Below are 22760 nucleotides of genomic sequence, written 5' to 3'. Positions count from 1 at the left end.
TGCGCAGGCGCTCAGGATTGGTATAAGCTTGGAGGTTCCTGCGGTGTCATGCACCGCTGATCAGGGATCCCGCCCCCGGGATTCCGGCCCCACTATTGAGCTCTTGGCGCATGACGGAACAACTAGTCGTTCACCGGTACGAACAACCCGATGACAAGGGGCTGAGCTGGCCTCGCATCGTCGGCATCGCGTTTGTAATTGCCCTGCATCTGGCCGCCTTCATGATGCTCCTCATTCCCGCCGTGGCTCCCAAGGCCGTCGCGGAGAAGGAGCGCAACGTCATGGTGACCATCGTCGACGCGCCGCCGCCGCCCCCACCGCCGCCGCCGCCGCCGCCGCCGCAGGATACTCCGCCACCGCCGGTGAAGAATCTGTCGCCGCCGAAGCCGTCGCCCGTACCGCCGCCGCCGCAGGCGCCGGTCGTGGACGTGCCGGAGCCGCGCCCGAACGATATCGTCACCCCGCCGTCGCCCCCGTCGCCGCCGGCTCCGCCGACCTCGATCGAGGCCAGCGTGGACATCTCGTCGAAGGCCATGAATCCGCCGCGCTATCCGCCGGCCGCCTTCCGCGCGGGTATCCAGGGCGAAGTGATCCTGATCATTGATGTCGATGCCAACGGCAACGTCACCAATGTCACGGTGGAAAAGTCCAGCCGTAACCGCGACCTGGACCGTGCTGCGATGGAAGCAGCTCGCAAGTGGCGCTTCAACGCCGCTGAATCTGGCGGTAAGAAGGCGGCAGGTCGCGTTCGCGTCCCGGTCAACTTTGCGCTGAACTGATGCGTCCGGGTGGCCCTCCGGCCACCCCCGCTCCCGGTTCGATTGTTTAGCTTAGCTACACCCTTTATCACCACACACAACAAAGGTAAGCGTCATGCTGCAGGAAATTTTCATCGCCGCTGCTGCCGGGGGCAATCCGTCCAACGCCCTGTCGCAGATGGGCTTCGAGCACCTGATCCACGAAATGACCACCAAGCCGGGTGATTTCGCGGTTTCCTGGGTCGTGCTGCTGACCCTGATCGCCATGTCGGCCATGTCCTGGTACTGGACCGTCATCAACATCTTCCGTGCCACCCGCCTGAAGAGCGCCGCTGACCGCGTCGTCAGCCTGTTCTGGGACACCCCGAACGCGCAGGACGCCATCCGTGCGATGGAAGAGCAGCCGGCTTCGGAGCCGTTCTCGAAGATCGCCCTGGACGCTGCCCAGGCCGCTGCCCACCACCAGCGCGCTGAAGGCGGTGCTACCGGCGGCGTCGGTGAGAACCTGAGCCGTTCGGAGTTCGTCGACCGCGCTCTGCGCCAGGCCGTCACCCGCGAAAGCAACAAGCTGCAGTCGGGCATGACCCTGCTGGCCACCGTCGGCGCGACCGCTCCGTTCGTCGGTCTGCTGGGTACCGTGTGGGGCATCTACGGCGCGCTGATCAAGATCGGTGCCACCGGCTCCGCTTCGATCGACGCCGTTGCCGGCCCGGTGGGTGAAGCGCTGATCATGACCGCGATCGGTCTGTTCGTCGCAATCCCGGCCGTGTTCGCCTTCAACTTCTTCAGCAAGATCAACAGCGCGACCATCAGCAAGTTCGATACCTTCGCGCACGACCTGCACGACTTCTTCGCCACCGGTTCGCGCGTCCGCTAATTGCGGCGCGCGTCACCCAGCGACGAAGTAAGTAGTCACCAAGATCTAGACGGAGCCCGTTATGGCTTTCAGTAGTGGTAACAGCGGCGGCCCCATGGCCGACATCAACGTTACGCCCCTCGTGGACGTGATGCTGGTGCTGCTGATCATCTTCATCATCACGGCGCCCCTGATGTCCCACAAGGTCAAGGTGGATCTGCCGGAAGCCAACCTGATCCAGAAGCCGGAAGATGCTGAAAAGCGTCCGAACCCGATCACGCTGGCAGTCAAGGAAGACGGCTCGATCTACTGGAACGACGAAGAAATCAACAAGCAGACTCTCGAGTCCCGCTTGGCGACCGCCGCACAGCAGACCCCGCAGCCGCCGCTGAACCTGCGTGGTGACCGCACCACCAAGATGCGCGTCATCAACGACCTGACCAAGGTCGCGCAGGAACAGGGCATGCTGGACGTCGGCTTCGTTGCGACCAAAGAAAAGGGGCAATAAGCCATGGCATTCAGTAGTGGTGGTGGCAAGGGCCCCATGGCAGACATCAACGTCACGCCCCTCGTGGACGTGATGCTGGTTCTGCTGATCATCTTCATCGTGACCGCGCCGATCATGACGTACCCGATCGCCGTGGACCTGCCGCAGCGCGTGCTCAACCCACCGCCGCAGCTGGTCGAACCGCCGCCGCCGATCGAACTGAAGATCGACGCCAGCAACCAGGTCTCGTGGAACAACAGCCCGATCAATACCAGCGAGCTGCAGCAGCGGATGGAGCAGGAGGTCCAGCGTGACCCGACCAACCAGCCGGAACTGCGCATCGACGCCAGCCCGGATTCCGAGTACGACGTGATGGCCAAGGTTCTGGCCGCCGCGAAGAATGCTCAGATGAAGAAGATCGGATTTGTGCAGCAGTAAACGCTACACCGCAATACAACAGTCATGACGCGACTGCAGACGCCCCTGGAAACAGGGGCGTTTTTTTGTGTTCTCGTCGTGGCGCACGGGTTGGGGTCAGATCCCTTTTCCTGAGGAAAAGGGATCTGAGACCATCCGACCCCATCCGGCAGCAGGCGCCGCTATGATCGGCGGATGCTCGCCCTCTTCGACTCCCTGCGCCATTGGCTCGACGGCATCGCCCACCTCGGCACGATCCTGGCGGTGGCCTACCTGCTCTACCTGTTCGCGCTGGCGGGCTGGATCATGCTGCAGAAGCGCGAGCCGGTGGCCACGCTGAGCTGGATCCTTTCGCTGGCACTGCTGCCCTACCTCGGGCTCTTCATCTACTACCTGCTGGGGCCGCAGAAGGTGAAGCGGCAACGGCTGCGTCGTGGCCGTGCACGCTCGGGCATGGAGCACTACAGCGATGTCTGCCCGCCCGATTCGGACTGCACCGAGCTGGCCAAGGTTGCCCAGGCCACCACCGGACTGGCGCCCAGCAGTGCCACCGAGGTGACCTGGCTGGTCGACGGCGCAGCCACCTATGCCGCGCTGCTCGACGCGATCGCGCAGGCGCGCGACCACGTGCACCTGGAGTACTACATCTTCAACCCCGACCATGCCGGCACCGCACTGCGCGATGCCCTGGTCGAACGTGCGCAGGCCGGTGTGCAGGTGCGCCTGCTGCTGGATGCGGTGGGCTCTTCCGCCCTGCCCCGGCGCTTCCTGCAGCCACTGCTGGACGCCGGCGGCGAAGCGATCTGGTTCCATCCGCGACAGCTGCTGAAGCCGTTCAAGCGCCCGTGGCTGAACCTGCGCACCCACCGCAAGCTGGTGATCGTCGACGGTCGCCTCGCCTTCACCGGCGGCATCAACATCACTGACGAGGAAGACGAGAGCCGCAGGCCCGACGCTTACCGCGACCTGCACATGCGTATCCGCGGCCACGTGGTGCGCAGCCTGCAGCTGGTGTTCGCCGAGGACTGGCTCTATGCCAGTGGCCAGGACCACTCGCGTTTCGACATCGCCCGCCTGTGGCCGGCCGACATGCCGCTGCGTGCGGATGGATCGATCAGCGCCCAGGTGCTGGTGTCCGGGCCCGACTCGGGCTGGGAGACCATCCACCGCCTGCACGTGGCGGCGATCCAGGAAGCACACGAGCGCGTGTGGCTGGTGACGCCCTACTTCGTGCCCGGTGAAGCAGCGAGGATGGCGCTGACCTCGGCCGCGCTGGGCGGCCTGGACGTGCGCCTGCTGGTGCCGAAGATGAGCGACTCCTGGTTCGTCACCCAGGCCGCACGGTCCTACTTCGACGAACTGCTGCACGCGGGCGTGAAGATCTACGAGTACGGCCCGCGCATGCTGCATACCAAGGCGTTCATCGCCGACGACGATGTCTGCATCGTCGGCAGCGCCAACTTCGACCACCGCAGCTTCCGGCTGAACTTCGAACTGTCGATGATGATCAGCGACCGTGACCGCGTCGCTGCGCTGGCCGAACTGCTGCAGGGCGAATTCGACCGTTCCACGCGGGTGCACGACCAGGCCGGCCGCTCGCTGTGGCTGCACCGCCTGCCCGAGGCCTTCGCCCGGCTGGCCTCGCCGCTGCTCTGACGCAGCGCTACACTGCGGCGATCATCCGGGGAGCCCGACTATGTACTGGTTGTACCTGCTGCTGGCGCTGGGCTGCTTTGCCTTCGCCCTGAAGACCCCGAGCGCGGGGTTGATGACCCTGTGCCTGCTGGCGGCGCTCGGCTTCCTGCTGGCCTGGGTGCGCGGCCGCTACGTGGCCCGCTTCGGTGACCTGCAGCGCGACCCGGCCACGCTGATCGATGCCGAGGAGCTGCGCCGCCTGCGCGAACAGGCCCAGGCCCGCCGCACTGACGACCACAACGACCACGACCCGTCCCCTCTTTCCAAGTAGTCCCGTTCCATGACCCAGCTCAGCGTCAACGTCAACAAGATCGCCGTCCTGCGCAATTCGCGCGGCGGCGCCGAACCGGACGTGGTGCGCGCCGCCCAGGCCTGCCTGGATGCCGGCGCGCATGGCATCACCGTGCATCCGCGGCCGGACCGCCGGCATATCACCGCCGAGGACGTGCTGGCCCTGTCCACGCTGACCCGCGCGCGTGGCGTTGAATTCAACATCGAAGGCAATCCGTTCGCGCCGCCGCGCGAGGGCTACCCGGGGCTGCTGCCGCTGTGCGAACAGACCCGTCCGGCGCAGGCCACCCTGGTCCCCGATGATGATGGCCAGATCACCTCCGACCACGGTTTCGACTTCGAACGCGATGCCGAGCGCCTGCGTCCGCTGGTGGCTGCGCTGAAGGCCATGGGGTGTCGGGTCAGCCTGTTTGTTGACGCGGGCAACCCATTGCTGGAGCAGGCAGCCGAGGTGGGGGCGGACCGCATCGAGCTGTATACCGGGCCCTATGCAGAGGCGCATGCGGCGGGCGATGCCGATGCGATGCTGGCGCTGTTCGCCACTGCTGCCCGACGAGCGCAGGCCGTCGGCCTGGGTGTCAATGCTGGCCACGACCTGTCGCAGGACAACCTGCGCGACTTCCTGGCCCACGTGCCGGAGGTGCTGGAGGTGTCGATCGGTCATGCGCTGATCGGCGAGGCACTGTATGACGGGCTGGATGCCACCGTGCGCGGGTACCTGGCGCTGCTTTGATGCATTGCAGCCGAGCGTAGGCTCGGCTCCACAAGGTCTCTGCATCAACTGTAGAGCCGAGTCCATGCTCGGCTCAGCCTCGCCCTGAACCCTTCAGGCGGCCGTCGCAGCCATTGAGACGGCCACGACGTACCCTGCCGCAATGGGTATTGCGATCAAGGGCCGAGGTTCCACGTCCCACCTTGCCGGGCGCTTTGAAAGCACCGTCAGCGAGGCGGTGGACGACGGCTGGGCGGTCGACGAAAGCGAAGAGTTCCTCGCCCCGCGCCTGCGCACCGAAGTACGCGCCGAAACCGCGCGCAGCATCATCACCCGCAACAACTCGCCCGACGTCGGCTTCAGTCAATCGGTGAATCCCTACCGCGGTTGCGAGCACGGCTGCTCGTACTGCTTCGCCCGCCCTTCGCATGCCTATCTGAACCTGTCGCCGGGGCTGGACTTCGAGACCAAGCTGTTCGCCAAGACCAATGCGCCGCAGCTGCTGCGCAAGGAACTGTCGAAACCGGGCTATGTGCCGCAGCCGATCGCACTGGGCATCAACACCGATGCGTACCAGCCGATCGAACGCAAGTTCAAGCTGACCCGCCAGCTGATTGAAGTGATGCTGGAGACCCGGCATCCGTTCTCGCTGATCACCAAGAACGCACTGGTCGAGCGCGACATCGATCTGCTCGCGCCGCTGGCCGCGGAGAACCTGGTCAGCGTGCACTTCTCGGTGACCTCGCTGGACCCGCATCTTTCCGCGAAGCTGGAACCGCGTGCATCAGCGCCACATGCACGGCTGCGCGCGATGAAGCGCCTGCATGACGCCGGCATTCCGGTCGGTGTGATGGTGGCGCCGGTGATTCCCTGGATCAACGACAGCGAGCTGGAAGCCGTGCTGGAGGCTGCGCACGACGCAGGTGCGAGCACCGCCGGTTACGTGCTGCTGCGCCTGCCGCTGGAAGTGGCACCGCTGTTCCGCGACTGGCTGGATACGCACCATCCCGATCGCGCTGCGCACGTGATGAGCACCATCCAGCAGCTGCGCGGTGGCAAGGACTACGACAGCCAGTTCGGCACGCGTATGCGTGGCCAGGGCGTGTATGCCGATCTGTTGAACAACCGCTTCAAGCTGGCACGCAAGCGTCTGGGCTTCAATGCACAGAACAGCCATTGGCCGAAGCTGGATTGCAGCCGTTTCCAGAAGCCGCTGCCGCCGAAGAAGGAGTCGCCGCAGGGCTCGTTGTTCTGAGTCCATCAGTCGAGCATGGCTCGACTCTACATACGCGGCCGACGAGCAGCTCGGCATTACCCCCCAAACAACTTCTGCGCACTCTGGAACAGGATCCAACTCGTCGCGATGAACTTGTCGCCACCCTGCGGCCGGTTGCCACGATGGGTGTGGGTGAACGCCGTCGGGGCGATCAGCAGGCTGCCGGTACGCGGCGCGATCTTGCGGCCCTGGAACAGGAACTCGGTTTCACCTTCGTCAAAGTCGTCGTTGAGGTACAGCGTCCACAGCACATGCCGGTGCAGGGTCTCGGCCTGCGCATCCTTCGGGTACAGCTCGCAGTGCCAGTACGGGTAGCCGCCCTCGCCCGCCGCATACCACTGCAGGTTGATCGCACCCGGGCGCAGGCAGGTGCGGGCCAGATCGGCCAGCTGCTGCTGCGGCATGTCGGGGAAGTCCTCGGCAGACAGGCGTCGCGGTTGGCCGTTGCTGTCCTGGATCTGCAACATCAGCGGCGCGATCAACGCCTGTGGATAACGGCGTAGATAAGTCAGCAGGCCGTTGAACACCGCGAGCTGCAGCTGCTGATCAACATCCTGCCAGCCGTCCAGGCCACTGATGCGCAGATCCTTGCTGTGCTTGAGTTCCGGGAACACGCCACTGCCCACCGCACCGGGCAGCAGGCCACGCGTCGCACGCATGCGCTCGACGATCGCCGCGCAGACCTCGCTGGGGACGGCGTTGTGGATGACTTCGATGAAATCGACCGGGCCCTGCTGGTGCATGCGTGCATTCCTTAGGCGGCAACGGCTTGATGGTGCCGTTTGCCGCCCTCGGTGTCACCCCACGGTCATGTCATCGATCTGCCATGACCGCTGTCAGGCGATCGGTTGTCAGCCCTGTGCGTCGTCGTGTGCGTGGTGGTAGCGCACGGCCTCGGCCACTTCCTCGCGCGAACCGAGGAACACCGGCACGCGCTGGTGCAGCTGGTCGGGCTGGATGTCGAGGATGCGCTCGCGGCCGGTCCAGGCGGCACCGCCGGCCTGCTCGACCAGCAGGCCCATCGGGTTGGCTTCGTACATCAGGCGCAGCTTGCCGGCCTTGGACGGGTCCTTCTTGTCCCACGGGTAGATGAAGATGCCGCCGCGGGTAAGGATGCGATGCACGTCGGCCACCATGCTGGCGATCCAGCGCATGTTGAAGTTCTTGCCGCGTACGCCTTCCTTGCCCGCCAGCAGGTCGCCGACGTAGGCCTGCATCGGCGCTTCCCAGTGGCGCTGGTTGGACATGTTGATCGCGAATTCCTGGGTGGCCGCCGGGATCTGCATGTTCTCGGTGGTCAGCACGAACTCGCCCTTCTCGCGGTCCAGGGTGAAGGCGTGGGTGCCATGGCCGACGGTCAGCACCAGCTGGGTGCTGGGCCCGTAGATGCAGTAGCCGGCGGCGATCTGCTTGCTGCCCGGCTGCAGGAAGGCGTCGTCGCCCGGCAGCTCGACATTGGTCGGGCAGCGCAGCACGGAGAAGATGGTGCCGACGGAGACGTTGACGTCGATGTTGGAGCTGCCATCGAGGGGATCGAACAGCAGCAGGAAATCACCGCGGGGATAGATGTCCGGCACCGGCTGGCTGTGGTCCATTTCCTCCGAGGCGCAGGCGGCGAGGTGGCCACCCCAGGCGTTGGCTTCGAGCAGGATCTCGTTGCTGATGACGTCGAGCTTCTTCTGCGCTTCACCCTGCACGTTGCCGGTACCGGCGTCGCCGAGCACGCCACCGAGGGCGCCCTTGCTGACGGCGATGGAGATGCTGGTGCAGGCGCGGGCGACGACCGCGATCAGCTGGCGCAGGTCGGCATTGATGCGGCCGGCGTGCTGTTCCTGGATCAGGAAGCGGGTCAACGAAGTACGGGACATGAGCGGGCAGGTCTCGGCAGCGGGAAAACGCCTATTGTCGCCCGTCTGGCGGGGGCGTGCGTGAGCGCGGGAAGGCGTAATCGTTTCCAGATGCGTTGCGCTTGTGGCGCCTTCCTTTTGTCGAGGCGCGTGGAAGGGGGAGGCGATGCAGGACACGCTGCAAGTACGTCCATGTAAGCTCGATGGCGCCATCCATGGCGCCAACGGTCCTGCATCACCTCCCCCTCCCACGCGCTTCAGGGTTCGCCGCGAGCGCGGTGGGGATGGCAAAGGCAAGAGCAAAAGCAAAAAACAAAGGCGCCTTTCGGCGCCTTTGTCCTCAAGCTACTGGAGCGTTGCTTCAGCCCTTGGCGACGGTGGCCACGGCCTTGGCGACGTATTCCAGGTTGTTCTGGTTCAGCGCGGCCACGCAGATACGGCCGGTGCCGACGGCGTAGATGCCGAACTCGTCGCGCAGGCGCTCGACCTGCTCACGGCTCAGGCCGGAGTAGGAGAACATGCCGGCCTGCTCGTTGATGAAACCGAACTGCGGTGCACCGGCAGCGGCCAGCTTCTCGACCAGGCCGTGGCGCAGGGCGTGGATGCGCTCGCGCATCTCGGTCAGCTCCTGCTCCCACATCGCACGCAGTTCCGGGTTGGTCAGCACGCCGGCCACCAGTGCAGCGCCGTGGGTGGATGGGCTGGAGTAGATGGTGCGGATCACGCGCTTGACCTGCGATTGCACGGCCTTGGCGTCAGCGGCGGTCGGCGCCACCATCGACAGCGCACCCACGCGCTCGCCATACAGCGAGAACGACTTGGAGTACGAGTTGGCGACGATGAAGCTGTCGATGCCAGCTTCGGCGATGATGCGCACCGCTGCGCCGTCCTGCTCGATGCCCTTGTCGAAGCCCTGGTAGGCCATGTCGATGAAGGGGAACAGCTGCTTGTCCTTCAGCAGTTGCGCGACCTGCTTCCACTGGGTGACCGTGAGGTCAGCGCCGGTGGGGTTGTGGCAGCAGGCGTGCAGCAGCACCACGGTGCCGGCTTCCAGCTTGCCCAGGTCGGCCAGCATGCCGTCGAAATCGACGCCATGGGTGCCCGGGTCGAAGTAGGTGTAATCCAGCACCTCGAAACCGGCGGCGCTGAACACCGCACGGTGGTTTTCCCAGCTCGGGTTGCTCAGCGCAACGGTGGCGTGCGGCAGCAGCTTCTTCAGCACGTCGGCGCCGACGCGCAGCGCACCGCTGCCACCAACGGTCTGCGCGGTGGTCACGCGGCCGGCGGCCAGCAGCGGCGAATCCTTGCCGAACACCAGCTCACGCGTCGCCTGCGTGTACGCCGGCAGGCCATCGATCGGCAGGTAGCCGCGCGGTTTGGCTTCAGCGGCGAGCTGCTGCTCGATCTGCTTGACGGCGCGCAGCAGCGGAATGCGGCCGCTCTCGTCGTAGTAGATGCCCACACCCAGGTTGACCTTGGTCGGGCGGCTGTCGGCGTTGTACGCCTCGGTCAGGCCCAGGATCGGGTCGCCTGGGACCAGTTCCACGTTTGCAAAGAAGGACACGGCGGTACTCGTTCGGTAGACGGAAAGGGGGAGGAAGTGCGCTACGCGGTCCGCGGCTTTTCGGCCGGAAACAGCCCATCGTAACAAAGCCTGCCGGGGCTGGCCGCCGCCATCGTCATCCCCGGCCCCGTACCATGGCGTGCGTTGCCGCCCGATCCATCAACCTGAATCATGAATCCCGCCGCACGACGCCGTTGCCTGCCGCTGTCCGCCCTGCTGCTGTCGCCTTGGACGGCGGTGGCCGAGCCTGCGCCCACCGCCCTGCCTGCGGTGCAGGTACAGGCCGCCCGGGTGCCGGGCATCGATCCGCTCGCGCTGCCGGCCAGCCAGGACACGGTCTGGATCGACGCCAGCCGCGCGGGCACCGGTGCGCAGCTGTCTGAGGCCTTGGCCGGGGTCCCCGGACTGCTGGCACGTGACCGGCAGAACTTCGCCCAGGACACGCAGCTGTCGATTCGTGGCTTCGGCGCACGCTCGACCTTCGGCGTGCGCGGGCTGCGGGTGCTGATCGACGGCGTGCCGGCCACCATGCCTGACGGCCAGGGCCAGCTGTCGCATGCCAGCCTGTTGGGCGCCGAGCGCATCGAGGTGCTGCGCGGGCCGTTCTCGGCGCTGTACGGCAATTCCTCCGGCGGCGTGCTGCAGGTCTGGAGCGCGCAGGGCCAGGCCGGTGACCCGTGGCGGTTGCGCGTGAATGCCGGCGCCGACAACACCCTCAGTGTCGGCGCACAGCTCAAGGGTGCCGGCCCAGCGCTGGACTACAACATCGCGGCCAACCACTTCCGCACCGATGGCTGGCGGGACCACAGCCGTGCGCGCCGCGAATCGCTCAACGCACGCATTGGTGGTGATCTGGGCGGTGGGCGGCTGGAGCTGCTGCTCAATGCGCTGGATGCCCCCGATGCGCAGGATCCGCTGGGCCTGAGCCGTGCCCAGGTGGCGGCTGATCCGCGCCAGGCCACGGCAGTCGCGCACCAGTACAACACCCGCAAATCGGTGCGCCAGCAGCAGGCTGGCCTGCGCTGGACCCGGGAGACCGGGGCAGAGCGCTGGCAATTGATGGGCTACGCCGGCCAACGCACGGTGACCCAATACCTGCCGATTCCGCCGGCACCCCAGACCAACAGCCCGCTGCATGCCGGCGGCGTGATCGATCTGCAGGGCGGGTATGGCGGGTTGGACGCGCGCTGGGGCTGGCACGGCGACCTCGCCGGCCGGCCGCTGGACCTGGTGGCCGGGCTCAGCGCCGACCGCCAGCGCCAGCACCGCACCGGCTACGAGAACTTCGTGGGCAGCGCCCTCGGGGTGCGCGGGCGCCTGCGCCGTGACCAGATCGATACCGTGCAGAACGTGGACCAGTTCGCCCAGGCCTGGTGGCAATGGAGCCCGCGCTGGTCGCTGCTGGCCGGCGTGCGCCACAGCGCGGTGCGCTTCGACTCGGACGATCGCTACTTCACCCCCCGCAACCCGGATGACAGTGGCCACCGGCGCTACCAGGCGACCACGCCGGTGGCAGGCGTCAGCTTCGAGGCCAGCCCGCAGTGGCGCCTGCATGCCGCCGTGGGGCGTGGATTCGAGACCCCCACCTTCAACGAGCTGGGGTATCGCGCCGATGGTCAGGCGGGTCTGGCGCTGGATCTGGCGGCCGCCCGCAGCCGCAGCCTGGAGCTAGGCAGCAAGTGGCACGCACAGGATGGAACCCAGCTCGATGTCAGCCTGTTCCGTGCAGATACCGACGATGAGCTGGCAGTTGCCAGCAACATCGGCGGTCGCAGCACGTATCGCAACATCGGCCGCACCCGCCGCCAGGGTGTGGAACTGCAGTATCGCCAGCCGCTGGCCGAGCAGCTGGAGCTGCAGCTGGCGTGGACCTGGCTGCAGGCGCAGGCGCGTTCGCCGTACCTCACCTCCAACACCCTGGTTGCCGCCGGCAGCCGCCTGCCCGGGGTACCGCGCCAGCAGGCCTTTGCCCGGCTGCAATGGTCGCCCGGCCAGTGGCAGTGGGCGCTGGAGGCCTCCGCCAGCAGTGATACCGTAGTCAACGACGCGGCGACCGAACGCGCGCCCGGCTTCGCCCTGCTGCATCTGGAAGGCGGCCGTCGCTGGGCCCTGCCGGGTGGCGAGCTGCGCGCCTTCGCCCGGATGGAGAACGTGCTGGACCAGGCCTACATAGGCTCGGTGATCGTCAACGATGGCAACGGGCGCTTCTACGAACCGGGACCGGGACGGCGGGCCAACGTCGGCCTGCAATGGTCGTGGCGTTGAAGGGGTAGTGCCGGCCGCTGGCCGGCATCGCGCCGTGCAGGACGTCAGAAGGTTGCCGGCCAGCGGCCGGCACTACCCGTCAGTCGGGGGCCTTGGCTGGCACGAACGGCGATGTCGGGTCGCTGGCCGGGAAGGTCTCCTCCAGCGCTTCGTCCTGGTTGTCGCTGGCGCGCTGCTTGCGTTCGCGGCGCTTGAGCGGGCTTTCCTGGCCACCGCGATGGCGGTCACCGCCATCCTTGGGGTCCTGCGCTGCCTGTTCAGCCTCGTGCTTCACCGGCAGATGGTCGCTCCCGTGCTCGGCATCGAAGAACGGTGCGCCGGTGCCACGGTAGTCGGCGTTGTCGGCATCGCGTTTGCCGCGCTGCTCGCCCGGAATGGGCGGGTGGTTTGCGCGCAGCGGGTCGCGGGAGGTCTCTCGGCTCATGGTCTGGCTACCTGCGCTCGGGGTTCCCACTACACCGCGACGCAGGTAAAGCCGCCGCGAACCTGGCGTCATGAACATCTCGCTCACCCGCTGGTAACGGCACCGCGCGTATTCCTGCCCACCCGCCCCCGCTGCAGGAGCCGGCCATGCCCCGTCTTGAACGACCCGCACCGTCCGTGTTCAACGCCCTGCTCGATCCGCTCGGCCAACGTACCGCGCAGCGCCGCACGCGCCGCCATGAGGATCCGCAGGCGGTGGCCCAGGACTATCTGCAGTACATGCTCAGTGACTACGAGGAACGTCGCGGGCAAAGTCATCGCAACTGGCGTGACCTGTGCCCGGTCTATGCCTTCGCGTTGACCACCCATGCTGCCGACTGGCCGCGCGGTGACGCTGCCGATACCTGCGAGGAATTGGCCGAGCACTGGGAACAGATGCGCGGGCAGTCGCGGCTGGGCTGGTCGCAGGCGCGGCCGGTGGTGGAGGACGCCTGGCGCGCGCTGGACCATATTCCGGCGGCGGCGGTGAGGCCGTTGCTGCAGTAGTGCCGGCCGCTGGCCGGCAACCCCAGGACACTTCAGGCCGCGAGCTCTGCCGGCCGGCGGCCGGCACTACCGCACCTGCGTGGAACCCACGTGCACGGTATCGACACGGGTGGTTTACACCGCCCATCCGAAGCTGGGTGCCCTGCCCCATCAAAGGTGCGTCCATGGCCCGCCCGATCTGGACCGGTACGCTGTCCTTCGGACTGCTCAATGTGCCGGTGTCGCTGATGTCCGGCGAACGCAAGGTTGACCTGCAGTTCCGCATGCTCGACTCGCGCGATCGCAAGCCGATCCGTTTCGAAAGGGTCAACGCCGACACCGGCGAGGAAGTGCCCTGGAAGGACATCGTGAAAGCCTATGAGTACGACAAGGGCAGTTATGTCGTGCTGGAGGAAGGCGACATCCGCTCGGCGGCGCCGGAAAGCCACGAAGCGGTGGAGGTGGAATCCTTCGTGGACGCAGCGCAGATCGACCCGCGCTACTACGAGAAGCCGTACCTGCTGGTGCCCGGCAAGAAGGCCGAAAAGGGCTACGTGCTCCTGCGCGAAACGCTGCGCAGTACCGGCAAGGTAGGCATTGCCCGGGTGGTGGTGCGCACGCGCGAGTACCTGTGTGCGGTGATGCCGCATGCGGACGCGCTGGTGCTGATGATCCTGCGCTATCCGCAGGAACTGGTGGATCCCGAGGACTACAAGCTGCCTGCCGGCAAGCTGTCCGACTACCGCATCACCAGCAAGGAAACGGCGATGGCCGAGCAGTTGATCGAGTCGATGTCCGGCGATTGGGACCCATCGCACTACCACGATGAATTCCGCGAGCGCCTGCAGCAGGTGCTGAACAAGCGCATCAAGTCCAAGGGCGGCACCACGCGGGTGGAAGATGAGCCCGCACCACACGAGGATGCGACAACGAACGTTGTCGACTTCATGGCATTGCTGCAGAAGAGCCTGGATGCGAACAAGCGCACGCCGGCGAAGAAGACCGCAACGCGCAAGGCAGCCGCAAAGTCGACGGTGAAGAAGGCCGCAAAGAAGACAACGAAGAAGGCTGCAAAGAAGGCCGCACCACGGCGCAAGGCAGGTTGAACCATGTCGCTGCACCAGTACCGGCGCAAGCGCCGGCTTGGCGGAGGCACAGGGCAGACGCCGGAGCCTGACGACACACCCGCACGCGGTGATCCGCAGCGGCGGCCAACCTTCGTCATCCAGCTGCATCATGCCAGTTCGCGCCACTATGACTTCCGCCTTGAGATGGACGGCGTGCTGAAGAGCTGGGCGGTGCCGAAAGGTCCTTCGCTTCGCGTCGGCGAGAAGCGGCTGGCCGTGGAAGTGGAAGATCACCCGTTGTCCTACGCTGGCTTCGAGGGCGACATTCCCGAAGGCCACTACGGCGCGGGGCACGTGGAGGTGTTCGATCAGGGCACCTGGGCCTGCGAAGGCGATCCACTGCAGGCGCTGGCAGCTGGAAAGATCGACTTCGTACTGCATGGACAACGCCTGGCCGGTGGCTGGAAGCTGGTGCGCACGGCAATGAAGGGACGCCAGGTGCAGTGGCTGCTGATCAAGCGCGACGACGAGCAGGCGCGCGATGCCGAAGCAGACGATCTGCTGGACGCGCACGTGCCCAAGCGCGCATCCACCGTGATGAAGCGCACTGAGGGGAAGGCAGGGCGTGCTGTGCCCGCCGCACGCACGGCTACCCGCAAGGCCGATGCACGCTGGCATGCGCGCGCGCTGAAACTGGACGGCGCACGTGACACGCCCTACCCGCATGGGTTCAAACCGCAATTGACCGATCATCGCGACAGCGCGCCGGACGGCGCGCGTTGGCTGCACGAGATCAAGTGGGACGGCTATCGCCTGCTGGCCGATCTGCACGACGGCGAGGTGAAGCTCCGCTCCCGCAATGGCCTGGATTGGACCGATGACTTCCCCGAGGTCGTGCAGGCCGTGCAGGCGCTGCCGGTGCGCGATGCGCGCCTGGACGGTGAGCTGGTGGTGCTGGACAAGGAAGGGCGCAGCGATTTCGCAGCGTTGCAGCGCGTGATCGATGGAAGCTCGAAGCAACCGCTGCGCTACATCGTGTTCGATCTTCCGGGTGTGGCCAACGCGGACATCAGTCGTGCGCCATTGCTGGAACGCAAAGCGCTGCTGAAGGATCTCATCGGACCGGTGCCCGGCATCCTGGCCTTCAGCGAACATGTGATCGACCAGGGCCCGCAGGTGTTCGATGCCAGTGGCCAGGCCGGATTCGAAGGCATCGTCAGCAAGCAGGTGGATGCCCCGTACGTGAATACCCGCGCGCGCAGCTGGGTGAAGGTGAAGCACGAAGACACCGACGAGTTCGTGATTGTCGGCTACACGGCCCCCAGGGGCTCGCGGGTGGGTTTCGGATCATTGTTGCTGGCAACGCCGGACAAGGAGGGTCTGCGCTATGTGGGCCGCGTCGGTACCGGCTTCGACGACGAGAACCTGCGCGCGCTGCTCAAGGCATTGCAGCCACTGGCAGTAAAGACGCCCGTGCTGCAGCTTCCGGCGCATGTGCCGTTCCGCGCCGCCAGCGTGCGCTGGGTGAAGCCGGTGACGGTGGCGGAAGTGGCGTTCCGTGGCTGGGGCAAGGAAGGCCTGCTGCGCCAGGCCAGTTTCAAGCGGCTGCGCAGCGACAAGCAGAAGGAGGACCTGGGAATGAGCAACGCAACAGCAGTTGCTGAAGCCGGGGGTGAGGTCCAGATCACGCATCCGGAGCGGGTGGTGTTTCCCAGTCAGGGACTGGGCAAAGGCGACGTGGCCGACTATTACCGGCGCATGGCGCGCTGGATCCTGCCCGAAATTGCCGGACGGCCGCTGTCATTGCTGCGCTGCCCCGATGGGGTGGGCAAGGCCTGTTTCTTCCAGAAGCATCATGGCCCCGGCCTGGGCGACGCGGTGCACGCGGTGCCCCTGCAGCAGAAGAGCGGCCGCGAGGACTATGTCTATATCGACGACGCACGGGGCCTGCTGCAGCTGGTGCAGATGAACACGCTGGAGCTGCATCCGTGGGGTGCGACCGTAGCAGACACCGAGCATCCGGATCGACTGGTATTCGATCTCGATCCTGGCAACGGCGTCAGCTGGGCACAGGTGAAATCGGGTGCACGTGATGTGCGTGATCGTCTGCAGCAGGTGGGCCTGGAGAGCTTCGTGCGGCTGTCTGGCGGCAAGGGGCTGCATGTGGTGGTACCGCTGCAGCCCAAGGCCGGCTGGGACGAGGCGAAGGCGTTCTGCGAGGCCTTTGCGCAGGCAATGGCAAAGGAGCAACCTGATCGCTATGTGGCGACGATGAGCAAGGCCAAGCGCAGTGGCGTCATCTTCATCGACTGGTTGCGCAACACCCGAGGGGCCACCAGCGTGTGCTCGTGGTCGCTGCGCGCGCGCGATTCCGCCGGTGTGGCAGTGCCGCTGCGCTGGGAGGAACTGGCGCGTATCAGTGCCGCCGACGCCTTTCCCATGGGCAAGGCGCTGGCGAGGGCGCAACGCCTGAAGAGTGACCCATGGCAGGGCATCACGCAGTTGAAGCAGACGCTGCCGCGCATGGACCTGTAGAGCCGAGCCCATGCTAGGCTGCATGTGTCGATGTGCATGAAAGCCGAGCATGGGCTCGGCTCTACAAAGGCGGCGTTACCCTGCGTCGCGCGAGGCGCGGCGGCCGAACCACCAACCGGCCAGCAGTTGCAGCGGCAGCGATGCCAGCAGCGAAATGACGAACCAGAACGGGAAATCCGCACCGGCCGTCCACATCGCGTAGCCACAGCCCAGCGCGATCAGCGACCAGATCGAGAAGCCATGCGAACGCGGCCAGCAGGGGGCGTAATAGGTGGCAAAGGAAACGCCCGCGATGCCACCAAGAACGCTGAAGGTGAGGTCCCAGCCCAGCTGCACGCTGTTGTTGTCCGGCGACAGGCCCAGCAACGGGGGCAGCCAGCTGGCGACGCTGCTGACCAGCGCAAGCGACAGGACGCCGCCGATCAGGGCGACGATGGACAGGAACAGGGTCTTGAGCAGGCCGGGCATGCGCGCATTGTACGGCGGCCACAGACTGCCCGCGTTGCCGGCCAGCGGCCGGCACTACCGAACCGCCTGGGGTTTGCCGGCCAGCGGCCGGCACTACCGATGAATCGGCATGGCCGCCGCGTCCGTGGGAGAGGGGGACGGAGCGACGGCGGCCATGCACGGGCGGTCAGGCAGCGAAGTCGAGTACCACGCGGCCCTCAATGGTGCCCGCGTGCATGCGCGCGAACACGTCGTTGATGTTCTCCAGGCGGTCGGTGCTGACGGTGGCCGCGACCTTGCCTTCGGCGGCGAACTGCAGCGACTCCTGCAGGTCCAGCCGGGTGCCGACGATCGAGCCGCGCACGGTGATGCCGTTGAGCACCATGCCGAAGATGTCCAGCGGGAAATTACCGGGCGGCAGGCCGTTGAGCGAGACGGTGCCGCCACGGCGGACCATGCCCAGTGCCTGCTCGAACGCCTTCGGTGAGACCGCCGTGACCAGGGCGCCGTGCGCGCCGCCGATCTCCTTCCTGAGGAAGGCGGCCGGATCGGTGGTGCGCGCGTTCACGGTGATCTGCGCACCCAGCTGCCGGGCCAATGCCAGCTTGTTGTCGTCCACGTCCACCGCAGCCACGTTCAGGCCCATCGCACGGGCGTACTGCACCGCCATGTGGCCCAGGCCACCGATGCCGGAAATCGCCACCCAGTCGCCGGGCTTGGTGTCGGTGACCTTCAGGCCCTTGTAGACGGTCACGCCGGCGCACAGCACCGGTGCGATCTCGACGAAGCCCACGTCCTTCGGAAGCAGGCCGACATAGTTGGCATCGGCCAGTGCGTACTCGGCGAAGCCGCCGTTGACCGAGTAACCGGTATTGCGCTGTGTCTCGCACAGCGTTTCCCAGCCACCCAGGCAGTGTTCGCAATGGCCACACGCCGAGTACAACCAGGGGATGCCGACCCTGTCGCCTTCCTTGACGTGCCCTACCCCGCCTCCCACGGCCACGACGTGCCCCACGCCCTCGTGGCCGGGGATGAACGGCGGGTTCGGTTTCACCGGCCAGTCGCCCTCGGCGGCGTGCAGGTCGGTGTGGCAGACGCCACAGGCCTCGATCCTGACCAGTACCTCGCCCGCCCCCGGGCGTGGTACCGAGACTTCCTCGATCACCAGTGGCTTGCCGAACTCACGCACGACAGCGGCCTTCATGGTCGAATTCATGTTCGGATCTCCGTAGTGCGCTTGCCCACAGAATGACGCCGGCACGAGGCCGGCGCTTTGATCACGATCAAACCTTTGAAGATTCGCGGAGCAGGTTCAGCTGGCCAGCACGGACGCCTCGCGGGCCAGGCGTTCGATCGCCTCCCAGTCGCGGGTCTGCAGCAGTGCCGGGGTGGTCAGCCACGAACCGCCGACGCACAGCACGTTGGGCAGGTGCAGGAACTGCGGCGCGGTCTGCGCACTGATGCCGCCGGTCGGGCAGAAGCGCACATCGGCGAACGGACCGTGCCAGGCGGCCAGTAGCGCGGCGCCGCCGGCCTGTACCGCCGGGAAGAACTTGAAGGTGTCCTGGCCATGCTCCAGGCCCAGGATCAGGTCCGAGGCGGTGGCGGCACCGGGCAGGTACGGCAGGTCGGCATCACGCGCGGCCGCATACAACGCCGGCGTGGCACCGGGGGACACCGCGAATCGCGCGCCGGCCTGCTTTGCTGCCTGCATCTGCGCGGCGTCGAGTACGGTGCCGGCACCGATCACCGCGTCCGGCACGGCCTCGACCATCGCCTTGATCGCATCCAGCGCCTGCGGCGTGCGCAGCGTGACCTCGATTACCGGCAGGCCGCCGCGGAACAGTGCCTGGGCGACGTCGACCGCTTCATTCACATCTTCGGGGGTGTACACCGGGATCACCGGTGACAGCTTCAACAGCGCGCGCAGGCGCGGATCAGCGCTGGACATGGTCTTGCTCCTTGCCCGACGGGGCATCGCGGATCGCCGCCGGGTACGGCAGCGCAGCGGCGCATGATGCCACGTGGCTCACGAAGGTGCTGGCAGCGTCGCCCCGCCCTGCCCCGGTCAGGCCGGGTCGGCCTGCAGCGCCTGGATGCGGCGCTGGTACCAGTCGCCACCGAGCGGGTCGAACACCGCCGAGCGCTCCATCTGCGACTCGTACACGTGCACAGAAATCGCCAATGCGTCGTCGCTGGCGTTGCGCAGGGTGTGGTACTCGTGCGGCGGGATCAGGCTGCCGGCACTGCCGCAGCCTCCGCGCAGCGTGGCGTGGCGGTGGAAACGCCAGCGCTCGCCGGCGCGCTCCAGCAGCTCGTAACGGGTGATCTCCAGTTCGCCCAACCACACTCCCTCCACACACCACATGGCATCGTGGTCGTGCAGCGGCGTGCCCTGCCCTGGGCCCCAGCTCATGGCGATCACGCTGTAGCCGTGTTCGCGGCTGTGGTACAGCGGACGTCGCGCGTAATGATCACTGACCGGCCGATGCACGCACTCGGGCAATTCGATGCGGCTGTCGGTTATGGCTTCCTGCAGCGCCAGCTGCAGGTCGGCGGTGATGCGCCCGGCATCACCGGCGGTCACCGCGGCGTCGACCGCAGCGATCAACCGGTCGCGGCCACGGAACGGCGGAAACGGAGAGGTCTGCAGGTCCATGCACCTGACTGTAGCGGAGCATGGTTAAGGGAATGTTGGCGTTCGCGCGCGTCGCGTCCGCATTCAGGGTGAACACGCGCAGAAGAACGGTTCAGATGCAGAGGCACTAGAGCGATCACAAGGGAACCTCGCGAAGCAAAACGTGTCGAACACGACGCGATTCAGATCCGCTGCAACGTTCCGCAACTTCGCATCCGACGGGTGCAAGGCTAGAATTCTCCGACTTACCTGGTTCTATACATGTCAGTGCGAAATATGAGCGATGCCGCGTTGCCGGCATCGAAAGGCAAGGCTGCCACGATCAACGACATCGCACGACTGTCGGGAGTTTCCAAGAAAACGGTTTCAAGAATCATCAACAACTCGCCGCTGGTGCGCAAAGACACCCGCGACAAGGTCGAGGCGTTGATGCGCGAGGTCGGTTACGTGCCCGACCCGCTGGCGCGCGGACTCGCGTTCCGCCGCTCCTTCCTGATCGGCCTGGTGTATGACGACCCCGGCGCCCAATGCATTGTCGACCTGCAGCACGGCGCGCTGGAAGCGCTGCGCGGCACCGGCTATGAGCTGGTGGTGCACCCGTGCAACAGCCAGGATCCGGACTGTGCGGACGGCGTGCGCCGTTTCGTGCAGCAGCAGAAACTGCATGGCGTGATCCTCGGCCCGCGCGCCTCCGAATCGATGGCGCTGGCGCAGATGCTCGACGCGATCGACTGCCGCCACATCCGCATCAACGCGCATGCGTCGGAAGAAGACGTGCAGGCGGTGGTCACCCACGATCGCGATGGTGCTGCTGCTGCTGCGGGCTACCTGCTCTCGCTCGGCCACCGCGACATCGCGGTGATTGCCGGTCCCGGTGACCGGCGCGCTGCCCGCGAGCGGACCCACGGCTTCCTTGATCGGCTGGCCCAGGTCGGCGTGACCCTGCCGGGCGAGCGCGTGCTGGAAGCGGGCGACACCTTCGAGTCCGGCGTGCATGCCGCCGAACGCCTGCTGATGGGCGGACAACGCCCCAGTGCGATCTTCACCGGCAACGACGAAATCGCCGCGGGCGTCTACCAGGTGGCATTGCGTGCGGGCATCGCGGTGCCGCAGCAGTTGTCGATCGTCAGCTACGACGACAGCCCGCTGGCGTCGCGGCTGTGGCCGCCGCTGACGTCGGTACGCCGCCACGTCTCCGACATCGGCCGCATGGCTGCCGCGATGCTGGTGCAGACCGACGTACCGGAGGCGCCGGCTGCGGCCAGCGTGCATCCGCAACTGATGGTGCGCGGTTCCTGCCGGGCCGTGGACGGCTGAGTGTCCTGCCCTCGCCTGCGCCGTCGCGACAGAACGGTGCAGGCAACAACGAAAACGGCGCACCAGGGTGCGCCGTTTCCACTGCGAAGCGGTGTGCGTTACGCGCTTACACGTCGCCGCCGTCGGCCCAGCCTTCACCCGTGCCCTTCTGGAACACGCGGTCGTCGTCCTGCACATCACCGGCCGGCAGATGCACCTGGTCGGCCAGTGCCGCGTAGATCGGGGTGAAGTCCGGCGACGTCGCCTGCATCAGCTGTTCGAAGCTGTCGATGACGAAGTAGGTCTTCTGGAAGGTGTCGATGCGGTACTTGGTGCGCATGATCCGCTGCAGGTCGAAACCGATGCGGTTGGGCGCGGGCGACTCCAGCGAGTACAGCGACTCGCCCTTCGACGACACGATGCCGGCGCCGTAGATGCGCAGGCCGTCGGGCGTATCGATCAGGCCGAATTCCACCGTGTACCAGTACAGGCGGGTCAGGTTCTGCAGTGCATCCGGGCCGATCGCGTGGGCCTTGACGCCGCCACGGCCGTACGCCTCCATGTAGTCGGCGAACACCGGGTTCATCAGCAGCGGCACGTGGCCAAACAGGTCGTGGAACAGGTCCGGTTCGGCGATGTAGTCGATCTGGTCCGGGCGACGGATCCACCAGGTCACCGGGAAACGGCGGTTGGCCAGGTGGTCGAAGAAATCCAGTTCCGGCAGCAGGCCTTCAACGCCGACCAGGGTCCAGCCGGTGGCGGCGCCCAGTACTTCGTTGAGCTGGTCGAAGCGCGGAATCATGTGTGCGCTCATGCCCATCTCGTCCTGCGCGTCCAGGAACTCCTGGCAGGCGCGGCCGACCAGCAGTTCGCGCTGGCGCTGGTACAGCGTGCTCCAGGTGGCGTGGTCATCGGCGCTGTAGGTGTCCCACGGCTGCTCGACGAGCGCGGTGGTATACACCGGCACGTAGCCCTTGTCGGTCTGCTGGTGTTCGACGCGGCGGGGCTGGGCGAGGTCCATGGGGCACTCCTTGACGGGATACCCACGATGCTAGGGCAGGGCGCGCGCAACAGGGTTGCAAAAGTTGCGTCGATTGGCCTTGTTGGCGCAATATCCTTGCGTACTCACCATGTTGCGGGGCAACAATGGCCGGAGAAGTCCAGTTCGATCGCACGGATATACGTCTACTGGCTGAAATCCAGCGGGATGGGCGCGCCACCAACGCCGAGCTGGCGACACGGGTGAACCTCTCGCCCTCGGCCTGCCTGCGCCGCCTGCAGCGGCTGGAAAGCGAGGGCGTGATCGTCGGCTATGGCGCGCGGCTGGAACCGCGCCAGCTGCGCCTGGGCCTGCAGGCCTTCGTGCGCGTGCAGCTGGAAAAGCATGACCAGGCCGCCATCGGCCACTTCGTGGACAGCGTGCAAGCGTGGGACGAGGTGGTGGCCTGCCATGCGCTGACCGGCGACATGGACTACCTGCTGCACGTCTACGTGCGCGACCTGGAGCACTTCTCGCACTTCCTGCTGGACCGGCTGCTCAACGCCGGCGGCGTGGCCGATGCCAATTCCAGCTTCGTGCTGCGAACGGTGAAGGGTTTCCAGGCGTTGCCGTTGTCGCAGCTGGAGCCCTGAGCAGCCACCAGGCGTGCCCGGTGGCCTGG

At 66.4% G+C, this 22760-nt stretch carries 23 protein-coding genes; 14 read left to right on the top strand and 9 right to left on the bottom strand.

Features of this window, described 5'->3' with window-relative positions; genetic code table 11:
• Positions 1 to 110: 110 nt before the first annotated feature.
• The 8 genes from AC5JLE_RS18645 to AC5JLE_RS18610 all read left to right on the top strand — a co-directional run bounded on the left by AC5JLE_RS18645 (position 111) and on the right by AC5JLE_RS18610 (position 6471).
• The gene (locus AC5JLE_RS18645) at positions 111 to 779 is read left to right on the top strand and encodes an energy transducer TonB (RefSeq protein WP_049408447.1); all 669 of its coding nucleotides are present in this window, start codon (positions 111 to 113) and stop codon (positions 777 to 779) included.
• 94 nt (positions 780 to 873) lie between these two features.
• Complete coding sequence (exbB, locus tag AC5JLE_RS18640) at positions 874 to 1635, top strand: TonB-system energizer ExbB (RefSeq protein ID WP_005411738.1); 762 nt, start codon at positions 874 to 876, stop codon at positions 1633 to 1635.
• A gap of 61 nt (positions 1636 to 1696) precedes the next feature.
• Positions 1697 to 2122, top strand: a complete 426-nt coding sequence (locus tag AC5JLE_RS18635; RefSeq protein ID WP_005421196.1) for an ExbD/TolR family protein — start codon at positions 1697 to 1699, stop codon at positions 2120 to 2122.
• A 3-nt stretch (positions 2123 to 2125) separates the two neighbouring features.
• On the top strand, positions 2126 to 2539 hold the full coding sequence (locus tag AC5JLE_RS18630; protein ID WP_005411740.1) for an ExbD/TolR family protein: 414 nt from the start codon (positions 2126 to 2128) through the stop codon (positions 2537 to 2539).
• A 174-nt stretch (positions 2540 to 2713) separates the two neighbouring features.
• Positions 2714 to 4174 carry a cardiolipin synthase gene (gene cls / locus AC5JLE_RS18625; RefSeq protein WP_014645411.1) on the top strand — a complete coding sequence of 487 codons (1461 nt, stop codon included), beginning with the start codon at positions 2714 to 2716 and terminating at the stop codon, positions 4172 to 4174.
• Positions 4175 to 4214: 40 nt separating this feature from the next.
• Positions 4215 to 4484, top strand: a complete 270-nt coding sequence (locus AC5JLE_RS18620) for a hypothetical protein (RefSeq protein WP_014645412.1) — start codon at positions 4215 to 4217, stop codon at positions 4482 to 4484.
• A gap of 9 nt (positions 4485 to 4493) precedes the next feature.
• A complete protein-coding gene (locus AC5JLE_RS18615; protein WP_014645413.1) occupies positions 4494 to 5237 on the top strand; it encodes a pyridoxine 5'-phosphate synthase in 744 nt (247 codons plus the stop codon).
• Positions 5238 to 5379: 142 nt separating this feature from the next.
• The gene (locus AC5JLE_RS18610; protein WP_164110156.1) at positions 5380 to 6471 is read left to right on the top strand and encodes a PA0069 family radical SAM protein; all 1092 of its coding nucleotides are present in this window, start codon (positions 5380 to 5382) and stop codon (positions 6469 to 6471) included.
• Between the two features lie 56 nt (positions 6472 to 6527).
• Here the strand turns inward: AC5JLE_RS18610 and AC5JLE_RS18605 are convergent, their stop codons facing one another.
• The 3 genes from AC5JLE_RS18605 to AC5JLE_RS18595 form a co-directional block, all read right to left on the bottom strand.
• Positions 6528 to 7235, bottom strand: a complete 708-nt coding sequence (locus AC5JLE_RS18605) for a 2OG-Fe(II) oxygenase (RefSeq protein ID WP_496065536.1) — start codon at positions 7233 to 7235, stop codon at positions 6528 to 6530.
• Positions 7236 to 7343: 108 nt separating this feature from the next.
• Positions 7344 to 8360: a class 1 fructose-bisphosphatase gene (locus AC5JLE_RS18600; RefSeq protein WP_032957939.1), complete on the bottom strand. Its 1017-nt coding sequence runs from the start codon at positions 8358 to 8360 to the stop codon at positions 7344 to 7346.
• 340 nt (positions 8361 to 8700) lie between these two features.
• Positions 8701 to 9903, bottom strand: a complete 1203-nt coding sequence (locus tag AC5JLE_RS18595; RefSeq protein ID WP_014645417.1) for an amino acid aminotransferase — start codon at positions 9901 to 9903, stop codon at positions 8701 to 8703.
• Positions 9904 to 10074: 171 nt separating this feature from the next.
• Here AC5JLE_RS18595 and AC5JLE_RS18590 point away from each other — a divergent pair, with 171 nt between their 5' ends.
• On the top strand, positions 10075 to 12168 hold the full coding sequence (locus AC5JLE_RS18590) for a TonB-dependent receptor family protein (RefSeq protein ID WP_496065535.1): 2094 nt from the start codon (positions 10075 to 10077) through the stop codon (positions 12166 to 12168).
• A 79-nt stretch (positions 12169 to 12247) separates the two neighbouring features.
• Here the strand turns inward: AC5JLE_RS18590 and AC5JLE_RS18585 are convergent, their stop codons facing one another.
• Positions 12248 to 12592, bottom strand: coding sequence for a hypothetical protein (locus AC5JLE_RS18585; protein ID WP_496065534.1), 345 nt, complete (start codon positions 12590 to 12592; stop codon positions 12248 to 12250).
• A gap of 146 nt (positions 12593 to 12738) precedes the next feature.
• Here AC5JLE_RS18585 and AC5JLE_RS18580 point away from each other — a divergent pair, with 146 nt between their 5' ends.
• From AC5JLE_RS18580 to ligD, 3 genes are all read left to right on the top strand, one after another.
• Entirely contained in the window at positions 12739 to 13137 is a 399-nt protein-coding gene (locus AC5JLE_RS18580; protein ID WP_014035432.1) for a hypothetical protein, read from the top strand.
• 164 nt (positions 13138 to 13301) lie between these two features.
• Positions 13302 to 14222, top strand: a complete 921-nt coding sequence (gene ku, locus AC5JLE_RS18575; RefSeq protein ID WP_049408879.1) for a non-homologous end joining protein Ku — start codon at positions 13302 to 13304, stop codon at positions 14220 to 14222.
• Between the two features lie 3 nt (positions 14223 to 14225).
• Positions 14226 to 16718: a DNA ligase D gene (ligD, locus tag AC5JLE_RS18570; RefSeq protein ID WP_496065533.1), complete on the top strand. Its 2493-nt coding sequence runs from the start codon at positions 14226 to 14228 to the stop codon at positions 16716 to 16718.
• Between the two features lie 75 nt (positions 16719 to 16793).
• Here the strand turns inward: ligD and AC5JLE_RS18565 are convergent, their stop codons facing one another.
• The 4 genes from AC5JLE_RS18565 to AC5JLE_RS18550 form a co-directional block, all read right to left on the bottom strand.
• Positions 16794 to 17186 carry a hypothetical protein gene (locus AC5JLE_RS18565; RefSeq protein WP_014645422.1) on the bottom strand — a complete coding sequence of 131 codons (393 nt, stop codon included), beginning with the start codon at positions 17184 to 17186 and terminating at the stop codon, positions 16794 to 16796.
• Positions 17187 to 17352: 166 nt separating this feature from the next.
• Entirely contained in the window at positions 17353 to 18381 is a 1029-nt protein-coding gene (adhP, locus tag AC5JLE_RS18560; protein ID WP_014645423.1) for an alcohol dehydrogenase AdhP, read from the bottom strand.
• A gap of 96 nt (positions 18382 to 18477) precedes the next feature.
• Positions 18478 to 19116, bottom strand: a complete 639-nt coding sequence (eda, locus tag AC5JLE_RS18555) for a bifunctional 4-hydroxy-2-oxoglutarate aldolase/2-dehydro-3-deoxy-phosphogluconate aldolase (protein WP_414614039.1) — start codon at positions 19114 to 19116, stop codon at positions 18478 to 18480.
• A gap of 117 nt (positions 19117 to 19233) precedes the next feature.
• Positions 19234 to 19824: a cysteine dioxygenase family protein gene (locus tag AC5JLE_RS18550; protein WP_014645425.1), complete on the bottom strand. Its 591-nt coding sequence runs from the start codon at positions 19822 to 19824 to the stop codon at positions 19234 to 19236.
• A gap of 240 nt (positions 19825 to 20064) precedes the next feature.
• On the opposite strand from AC5JLE_RS18550, the gene AC5JLE_RS18545 reads away from it, so the two are divergent.
• Positions 20065 to 21120 carry a LacI family DNA-binding transcriptional regulator gene (locus tag AC5JLE_RS18545; protein ID WP_041862907.1) on the top strand — a complete coding sequence of 352 codons (1056 nt, stop codon included), beginning with the start codon at positions 20065 to 20067 and terminating at the stop codon, positions 21118 to 21120.
• Positions 21121 to 21226: 106 nt separating this feature from the next.
• Here the strand turns inward: AC5JLE_RS18545 and phhA are convergent, their stop codons facing one another.
• Positions 21227 to 22120 carry a phenylalanine 4-monooxygenase gene (phhA, locus tag AC5JLE_RS18540; protein WP_496065532.1) on the bottom strand — a complete coding sequence of 298 codons (894 nt, stop codon included), beginning with the start codon at positions 22118 to 22120 and terminating at the stop codon, positions 21227 to 21229.
• Between the two features lie 125 nt (positions 22121 to 22245).
• Between phhA and AC5JLE_RS18535 the strand changes: the two genes are divergently transcribed.
• A complete protein-coding gene (locus tag AC5JLE_RS18535; protein WP_014645428.1) occupies positions 22246 to 22731 on the top strand; it encodes an Lrp/AsnC family transcriptional regulator in 486 nt (161 codons plus the stop codon).
• Positions 22732 to 22760 lie beyond the last annotated feature (29 nt).

Source organism: Stenotrophomonas sp., from assembly GCF_059505245.1.
This window is presented reverse-complemented; position numbering and strand designations above follow the sequence as displayed.